Genomic DNA, 7,255 nt, shown 5'->3' with positions numbered 1-7,255 from the left:
GCCTCCGGGCGAGGCGGCCCCTGCCACGGTGGGACGGTCAGGCCAGACCGGGGAAGAAGATCTTCAGCTCGCGCTCGGAGGACTCCTCGGAGTCCGAGGCGTGGATCAGGTTCTCGCGGACGATCACACCGAAGTCACCACGGATGGAGCCGGGGGCGGCGGCGATCGGGTCGGTCGGGCCCGCGAGCGCCCGTACGCCCTCGATGACGCGCTCGCCCTCGACGACCAGCGCCACGACCGGGCCGGACGCCATGAAGGTGACCAGCGGCTCGTAGAAGGGCTTGCCCTTGTGCTCGCCGTAGTGCTGCTCCAGCGTCTCCTGGTCGAGCGTGCGCAGCTCCAGCGCGGTGATCTGCCAGCCGGCCTTGCGCTCGATACGGCTGATGATCTCGCCGGTCAGGCCGCGACGGACCGCGTCGGGCTTGAGAAGGACGAGGGTGCGCTGGCTCACGGTGGTGACTCCTTCAGGGTCAAGAACATGCGGATGAAGAGGCTACAGGTCGTCTCCCTGGAGGCTCCGCCCCCGCCCCCATACCCGGGCTCCGCCCCCGCCCGGTCCACCGGCCCCGCCCCACGGGCTCCGCCCCGCCCCGGCCCACGGGCTCGCCCTCGGCCTCATCCGCGGGCTCCGCCCCGTCCCGGTTCACGGGCTCGCCCCCGGCCCCATCCGCGGACTCCACGCCGGCCCGTGTCACGGGCTCCGCCCTGGCCCACGCTGACGCGCTTGTCCTCAAACGCCGGACGGGCTGAAAAGAAGGGCAGAGGCGCGGCCAGGCCGCACATCACGCCCGGCGCCGTGAAAGACAGGGGCGCAGCCCCGTCTTTCAGGGGCGCGGGGAACTGCGCGAGCAACCCACGACGCCCCGCACCCGCCGACGCCCCACCCCAGGCAGACACAACCGCAGCCCCGAAGGGGCCTTCAGGGGCGCGGGGAGCGGCGCAACCGACCCCCACCGGCCCCACAGCCAAAACCCCAGCTCACGCACTGGAGGGCAGGGGCAGAGCCCCGCCCTAAAGGGGCGCGGGGAACGGCGCGACCAGCCCCCACCGAACCCGCAGCCAAAACCCCAACCCACGCACTGGGAGGCAGGGGCAGAACCCCACCCCTAAGGGGCGCGGGGAACGGCGCGACCGACCCCTACCGGACCGGCAGCCGCAACCCCAGCTCACGCACTGAAAGACAGGGCCAGAGCCCCACCCCTAAGGGGCGCGGGGAACTGCGCGACCAGCCCCCACCGGACCCGCAGCCGAAGCGATGAAGCCCGTCCGGCGTCTGAGGACCGAGGGGGCCCGGGGGAACCCCGAGGAAAGGACGGAACCCCGAACTACCCACCAGCCCCCGCCTGCGCAGCGAACCGCGCCTTCGCCTCCTCCACCTTCCGCCCATAGTGCACCGACGCCCACCACAGCGCCGCGAACACCGCCCCCAGGAAGAACATCACCGGCACCACGAACCCACTCGCGATCAGCAGCACCTGCAGAGCCCACCCCAGCTGCACACCCCCCGGCCGCGTGATCACCCCGCACAGCAGCAGGCACAGCACCATCGCGACCCCGCACACCGTCCAGACCGTGGCCATGGACAGATCGGGATCCTTCATCGCCACGAGCCCGGCGAACCCGATCACGAAGAACTCGCCGATCAGCGTCGAAGCACAGAGCGTCCGCACAGCTCAGCCCCTTCCCAGCAGCAGCCGGGCCTCGCCGACCGTGATGACGGAACCGGTCACGAGGACGCCGCCGCCCGCGTACTCGGCCTCTTCCTCGGCCAGCGTGATCGCGGCCTCCAGCGCGTCGTCCAGCCGGGGCTCGACCTGTACACGGTCGTCCCCGAACACCTCGACGGCGATACCCGCCAGCTCGTCCGCGTCCATCGCGCGATGGCTGGAGTTCTGTGTCACGACGACCTCGGTGAAGATCGGCTCGAAGGCTTCGAGCATCCCCCGTACGTTTTTGTCGCCGCTCGCCCCGACGACACCGATCAGCCGGCTGAAGTCGAAGACCTCCTGGACCGCCTCGGCGGTGGCACGGGCTCCCGCCGGGTTGTGCGCGGCGTCCAGGACGACGGTCGGCGACTTGCGGACGACCTCAAGCCGTCCCGGTGAGGTGACCGACGCGAAGGCCTTGCGGACCGTGTCGATGTCGAGCGCCTCGGGCCGCTGGGACCCGACGCCGAAGAACGCCTCCACGGCGGCGAGCGCCACGGCCGCGTTGTGCGCCTGGTACGCCCCGTGCAACGGGATGTACACCGCCTCGTACTCCCCGCCGAGACCGCGCAGCGTCAGCAGCTGCCCGCCGACCGCGACCTGCCGGCTGATCACACCGAACTCAAGCCCCTCACGGGCGACGGTGGCGTCGACCTCGACGGCCTTCTTGAGCAGCACCTGTGCGGCGTCGACGGGCTGCTGGGCCAGGATGACCGTCGCGCCCTGCTTGACGATCCCGGCCTTCTCCTTGGCGATCTCCCCCGGAGTGTTCCCGAGTCGGTCCGTGTGGTCCAGGTCGATGGGGGTCACCACGGCGACATCCCCGTCGATGACGTTGGTGGCGTCCCAGCTGCCGCCCATCCCGACCTCCACGACGGCCACGTCGACGGGCGTGTCCGCGAAGGCCGCGTACGCCATGCCTGTAAGCACCTCGAAGAAGGAGAGCCGGTACTCCTGGGCCGCGTCGACCATCTCGACGTACGGCTTGATGTCCTGGTACGTCTCCACGAACCGCTCGGCCGGGATCGCCGCCCCGTCGAGGCTGATCCGCTCGGTGATCGACTGGACGTGGGGCGAGGTGTACCGGCCGGTGCGCAGTTCGAAGGCGCCGAGAAGCGCCTCGATCATGCGGGCGGTGGACGTCTTGCCGTTGGTCCCCGTGATGTGGATCGAGGGGTACGCGCGCTGCGGCTCCCCCAGTACGTCCATGAGCGCGGAGATCCGGGCCACGGAAGGCTCCAGCTTGGTCTCGCCCCACCGCGTGGCCAGCTCGGTCTCGACCTCGCGCAGCGCCTTGTCGGTCTCCGGGTCGTCCGGGCGCGCGGGGATGTCGGACTGCGGCGCCGGGCCCTGCGTCCGCAGGGTGCGGCTGCCGGCCTCGATCACGGCGAGATCGGGATCACGCTCCGTCTCGGCCTCGACGATGGCATCAAACGGATCGGACCCACTGCTGTCCTGCGAAATCTCACTCACACCCCCAGTCTACGGAGCCGCAAGCCGACAGCCTTGGGAGGGCGCAGCCCTCTCGTCGACGGGCGCAGCCCTGTCGAGGGGCGCGGGGAACTGCGCGGCCAGCCCCCACCGCCCCGCACCCGACAAACACACCCCTGGGAGGGCGCAGCCCTCTTCAGGGGCGCGGGGAGCTGCGCGAACGGCCCCCACCGGCCCGCGGCCGAAGACGAACGCACGAGGGCCCCGGAACCACACAGGTCCCGGGGCCCTCAAAATCACCTACGCCTGCGGCAGAGCCTCCAGCTGAGCCGAAAGCCGCACAACATCCTCGTCGGCCTTGGCGAGCCGCCCCCGGATCTTGTCCACCACCTGATCCGGCGCCTTGGCGAGAAACGCCTCATTGCCCAGCTTGGCGTTCGCCGCGACCTTCTCCTTCTCCGCGGCGGCCAAGTCCTTCGCGAGCCGCTTCCGCTCGGCGGCCACATCGATCGTCCCGGACAGGTCGAGCGCGACGGACGCCCCGGCGACCGGCAGCGTCGCGGTCGCGGAGAAGTCGTCCCCCTCCGGCTGCAGCCGCAGCAACTGCCGGATGGCCGCCTCGTGCGGAGCGAACGCGGTCCCGTCGAGGCTCAGCCGCGCCGGCACCCGCTGCCCCGGCTGCAGCCCCTGGTCCGCACGGAAGCGGCGCACCTCCGTGATGACCTGCTGCAGCGCCTCGATCTCGCGCTCCGCACCCGTGTCCCGGAAGCCGCTGTCCACGGGCCAGTCGGCGATCACGACCGACTCACCGCCGGTGAGGGTCGTCCACAGCGTCTCCGTGACGAACGGCACGACCGGGTGCAGCAGCCGCAGCGTGACGTCCAGGACCTCACCGAGGACCCGCTTGCTGACGTCGGCCGCGGGCCCGCCCGCCATGAACGTCGTCTTCGACAGCTCGACGTACCAGTCGAAGACCTCGTCCCACGCGAAGTGGTACAGCGCGTCGGAGAGCTTCGCGAACTGGAAGTCCTCGTAGTACGCGTCGACTTCGGCGACGGTCTCGTTGAGGCGGGACAGGATCCACCGGTCCGTCGCCGACATCGCGGACGCGTCCGGCAGCGGCCCCTCGACCGTCGCGCCGTTCATCAGCGCGAACCGTGTCGCGTTCCAGATCTTGTTGGCGAAGTTACGGGCCGCCTGGACCCAGTCCTCGCCGATCGGCACGTCGGTGCCGGGGTTGGCGCCCTTCGCCAGCGTGAAGCGGACGGCGTCCGAGCCGTACTTGTCCATCCAGTCGAGCGGGTCGACGACGTTGCCGAACGACTTCGACATCTTCTTGCCGCGCTCGTCACGGACCAGACCGGTCAGCGCGATGGTCTTGAAGGGGACCTCGCCGTCCATCGCGTACAGACCGAACATCATCATCCGGGCGACCCAGAAGAAGATGATGTCGTGGCCCGTGAGCAGGACGTCGGTCGGATAGAACTTCTTGAGGTCCGGGGTCTGTTCGGGCCAGCCGAGCGTGGAGAACGGCCACAGGCCGGACGAGAACCAGGTGTCGAGGACGTCGGTGTCCTGCCTCCACCCCTCGGCCTCTGTGCCGGGCGGCTGCTCGTCGGGGCCGACGCAGACCGTCTCGCCGTTCGGGCCGTACCAGATCGGGATGCGGTGGCCCCACCACAGCTGGCGCGAGATGTTCCAGTCGTTGAGGTTGTCGACCCAGTCGAAGTACCGCTTCGACATGTCCTCGGGGTGGATCTTCACCCGGCCGTCGCGGACCGCGTCACCGGCGGCCTTGGCGAGCGGGCCGACCTTGACCCACCACTGCAGGGACTGCCGGGGCTCGATGGTGGTGCCGCAGCGCGAGCAGTGCCCGACGCTGTGGACGTACGGACGCTTCTCGGCGACGATCCGGCCCTGCGAGCGCAGCGCGGCGACGACGGCGGAACGGGCCTCGTAGCGGTCGAGTCCCTCGAAGGGGCCGTGGACGGTGATGACCGCCCGCTCGTCCATGATCGTGATCGACTCCAGGCCGTGGCGCCGGCCGATGGCGAAGTCGTTCGGGTCGTGGGCGGGGGTGACCTTGACGGCACCCGTGCCGAACTCGGGGTCGACGTGGCTGTCCGCGACGACCGGGATGGTGCGGTCGGTCAGCGGGAGCTTGATGCGCTTGCCGACGAGGTGGCGGTAGCGCTCGTCGTCGGGGTGAACGGCGACGGCGGTGTCACCGAGCATGGTCTCGGCGCGCGTGGTGGCGACGACGAGGGTCTCGTCGCCCTCGCCGTACGTGATGGAGACGAGCTCGCCGTCGTCCTCCTGGTAGGTCACCTCGATGTCGGAGATGGCCGTCAGACAGCGGGGACACCAGTTGATGATCCGCTCGGCGCGGTAGATCAGCTCGTCGTCGTACAGCTTCTTGAAGATGGTCTGGACGGCCTTGGACAGCCCTTCGTCCATGGTGAACCGCTCACGGTCCCAGTCGACGCCGTCCCCGAGCCGGCGCATCTGCCCGAGGATCTTGCCGCCGTACTCCTCCTTCCACTGCCAGACGCGCTCGACGAACTCCTCGCGCCCGAGGTCCTGCCGCGACTTGCCCTCCTCGGCGAGCTGCTGCTCGACCTTGTTCTGGGTGGCGATACCGGCGTGGTCCATGCCGGGCAGCCACAGCGCCTCGAAGCCCTGCATGCGCTTGCGGCGGGTGAGGGCGTCCATGAGCGTGTGCTGGAAGGCATGCCCGAGGTGCAGGGACCCGGTGACGTTCGGCGGCGGGATGACGATGGTGTACGGCGGCTTGTCGCTGTTCGCGTCGGCGGCGAAGTAACCCCGTTCGACCCAGCGCTCGTACAGCTTCCCCTCTACCTCGGCCGGCGCGTACTGGGTCGGCAGTTCGGGGGTGTTGGCTGGCGGCTGCTGCTGAGCGTTGTCGGTCACGGACCCAGTTTAGAGGTGTCACAGGCCCGCTCCGAAACTCGATTACTTGGTAACGGTGCGGCCCCCGCCGCTCCGGCGCCCCTCGGCTTGGGTGAGGATGTTCGGAACACATAAGTATCTGGAGGGGAACCCAGAATGAGCTACAACCAGCCGGGCCCGTACGGCGGGCAGCCGCAGCAGCCCGGACCGTACGGTCAGCCGGGTCCTTACGGCCAGCAGCCGCAGGCTCCCCAGCCCGGTTACGGCTACCCGCAGCAGGCTCCTGGGCCGCAGCCCGGCTACGGGTACCCGCAGCAGGCCCCTCCCGGCGTCCCGCCGCAGCAGCCCGGCTACGGCCAGCAGCCGCCGTACGGCGCCCCGGTGCCCCCGCCCCCCGGCGGCGGCAAGAAGAAGACGGGCCTGATCATCGGCTCGGTGGCGGTCGTGGCCGCGATCGCGGTGGGCGCGTACTTCATCATCGGCGGCAGCGGCGGAGGCGCGGACGTCGCGGACGACGGCCCCCACAAGCTGACGACGCCGGCGACGCTGCTCACGGAATACAAGAAGAGCGAGGGCGCCGGGGACGGCATGTCGAAGTCCGACCTGAAGGACGCCGAGTCCTGGGGTGTCAAGAACCCCAAGGACGTCAGCGCCTCCTACCAGTCGGGCGACAAGGACAACCCGCTGGCCGGCAAGCTGCTCAGCTTCGGCGGGGTGTACGGGGACATCGACGACCCGGAGAAGGCGGTGGACGAGTTCTTCGCCTTCATGGAGAAGGACGCCAAGGACGAGGACGTCACCTTCGTCGGCAGCTCGAAGGCCTACGAGCCCAGCTCGCTGGAGGGCGCCGTCCTGAAGTGCCAGCAGGCAAAGATCGACAACTCCGGCGGCAGCACGGGCGAGCCGAAGGAGATGAACGTGACGTACTGCGCCTGGGCGGACCACAGCACGCTCGGCTTCGTCCTGCCCATCGAGTTCTCCGACGCCGCGGCGGGCAAGAGCTCGGACCCGGCGGAGGTCGCCGAGACCACCGCAAAGGTGCGCAAGGAGGTCCGTCACCGTCGGCAGACCGAACTTCTCGTCCACGAACTCCTGGGCGTTCAGCGACCGCAGCGTGGCCGCCGACCCGATCAGCACGTCGACACCGCCCCGGACGCCTGCACGGCGACCGTCGCGCTCCCGATCCGTACGGGCGCGGCGGCGAAGGT

At 70.1% G+C, this 7,255-nt stretch carries 4 protein-coding genes and 1 pseudogene; 1 reads left to right on the top strand and 4 read right to left on the bottom strand.

The window, feature by feature from the left end; all coding sequences use genetic code 11:
* Window positions 1-37: 37 nt before the first annotated feature.
* The 4 genes from ndk to ACFWGJ_RS39540 all read right to left on the bottom strand — a co-directional run bounded on the left by ndk (window position 38) and on the right by ACFWGJ_RS39540 (window position 6,068).
* The gene (ndk, locus tag ACFWGJ_RS39555) at window positions 38-451 is read right to left on the bottom strand and encodes a nucleoside-diphosphate kinase (protein WP_107016276.1); all 414 of its coding nucleotides are present in this window, start codon (window positions 449-451) and stop codon (window positions 38-40) included.
* 874 nt (window positions 452-1,325) lie between these two features.
* Window positions 1,326-1,670, bottom strand: a complete 345-nt coding sequence (locus ACFWGJ_RS39550; protein ID WP_381834641.1) for a DUF4233 domain-containing protein — start codon at window positions 1,668-1,670, stop codon at window positions 1,326-1,328.
* Between the two features lie 3 nt (window positions 1,671-1,673).
* A complete protein-coding gene (locus ACFWGJ_RS39545) occupies window positions 1,674-3,179 on the bottom strand; it encodes a bifunctional folylpolyglutamate synthase/dihydrofolate synthase (protein WP_387333802.1) in 1,506 nt (501 codons plus the stop codon).
* 258 nt (window positions 3,180-3,437) lie between these two features.
* Window positions 3,438-6,068, bottom strand: a complete 2,631-nt coding sequence (locus tag ACFWGJ_RS39540) for a valine--tRNA ligase (RefSeq protein WP_387333801.1) — start codon at window positions 6,066-6,068, stop codon at window positions 3,438-3,440.
* A gap of 135 nt (window positions 6,069-6,203) precedes the next feature.
* Between ACFWGJ_RS39540 and ACFWGJ_RS39535 the strand changes: the two are divergent.
* Window positions 6,204-7,103: pseudogene (locus tag ACFWGJ_RS39535) on the top strand (hypothetical protein); the annotation flags it as partial.
* Between the last annotated feature and the right edge of the window lie 152 nt (window positions 7,104-7,255).

Origin of the sequence: Streptomyces sp. NPDC060205, assembly GCF_042728395.1 — a bacterium.
Taxonomy (GTDB): domain Bacteria; phylum Actinomycetota; class Actinomycetes; order Streptomycetales; family Streptomycetaceae; genus Streptomyces.
This window is presented reverse-complemented; position numbering and strand designations above follow the sequence as displayed.